At 65.0% G+C, this 1,437-nt stretch carries 1 protein-coding gene; it reads left to right on the forward strand.

Annotated features, from left to right (window positions below; genetic code table 11):
* Nucleotides 1-1,437 (forward strand): maltose alpha-D-glucosyltransferase (treS, locus tag CHC11_RS39945; protein ID WP_089317112.1); only part of this gene is annotated, 1,437 nt, incomplete at both ends.

Below are 1,437 nucleotides of genomic sequence, written 5' to 3' on the forward strand. Positions count from 1 at the left end.
ACTGGTTCAAGACGGCGGTGTTCTACGAGGTGTCGGTCCGGGGGTTCGCCGATTCCAACGACGACGGTTACGGCGACCTGCGCGGGCTGATCTCCAAGCTCGACCATCTGCAATGGCTCGGCGTGGACTGCCTATGGCTGCTGCCCATCTACCAGTCGCCGTTGAAAGACGGCGGCTACGACATCGCCGAGTACACGAAGATCCTGCCCGACTTCGGGGAGCTGGGCGATTTCGTGGACCTCATCGAAGAAGCCCATGCGCGCGGGATTCGTGTGATCGCGGATCTGGTGATGAACCACACCAGCGACCAGCACCCGTGGTTCCAGGCGTCGCGGACCGATCCCGACGGGCCCTACGGCGACTTCTACATGTGGGCCGACGACGACACCGGCTACCCCGACGCCCGCATCATCTTCGTCGACACCGAAGCATCCAACTGGACCTACGACCCGGTCCGCGGCCAGTACTACTGGCACCGCTTCTTCACCCACCAGCCCGACCTCAACTACGACAACCCCGACGTCCAGGACGCCATGCTGGAGAACCTGCGGTTCTGGCTGGACCTGGGCATCGACGGATTCCGCCTGGACGCCGTCCCCTACCTGTACGCCCGCGAAGGCACCAACTGCGAGAACCTCCCCGAAACCCACGCCTACCTCAAACGCGTCCGCGCCGAGGTCGACCGCCTCTACCCCGACCGCGTCCTGCTCGCCGAGGCCAACCAGTGGCCCGCCGACGTCGTGGAGTACTTCGGCGACCCCGCCGCCGGCGGCGACGAATGCCACATGGCCTTCCACTTCCCCGTCATGCCCCGCATCTTCATGGCCGTACGCCGCGAGCAGCGCTACCCCATCTCCGAGATCATGGCCCAGACCCCCAAGATCCCCGACAACTGCCAATGGGGCATCTTCCTGCGCAACCACGACGAACTCACCCTGGAGATGGTCACCGACGAAGAACGCGACTACATGTACACCGAATACGCCAAAGACCCCCGCATGAAAGCCAACATCGGCATCCGCCGCCGCCTGGCCCCCCTGCTGGACAACGACCGCAACCAACTCGAACTGTTCACCGCGCTCCTGCTGTCCCTGCCCGGCTCCCCCGTCCTGTACTACGGCGACGAGATCGGCATGGGCGACAACATCTGGCTCGGCGACCGCGACGCCGTCAGAACCCCCATGCAATGGACACCCGACCGCAACGCCGGATTCTCCACCTGCGACCCCGCACGCCTCTACCTGCCGGTCATCATGGACCCCATCTACGGCTACCAGGCCGTCAACGTCGAGGCCCAGACCAACAACCCCGGCTCCCTGCTCCACTGGACCCGCAAAATGATCGAGATCCGCCAGCGCCACCCCGTCTTCGGCGTCGGCTCCTACGTCGAACTGTCCGCCTCCAACCCCTCCGTCCTCGCCTTCACCCGCGAGATCA

Source organism: Actinomadura mexicana, from assembly GCF_900188105.1.
Classification (GTDB): domain Bacteria; phylum Actinomycetota; class Actinomycetes; order Streptosporangiales; family Streptosporangiaceae; genus Spirillospora; species Spirillospora mexicana.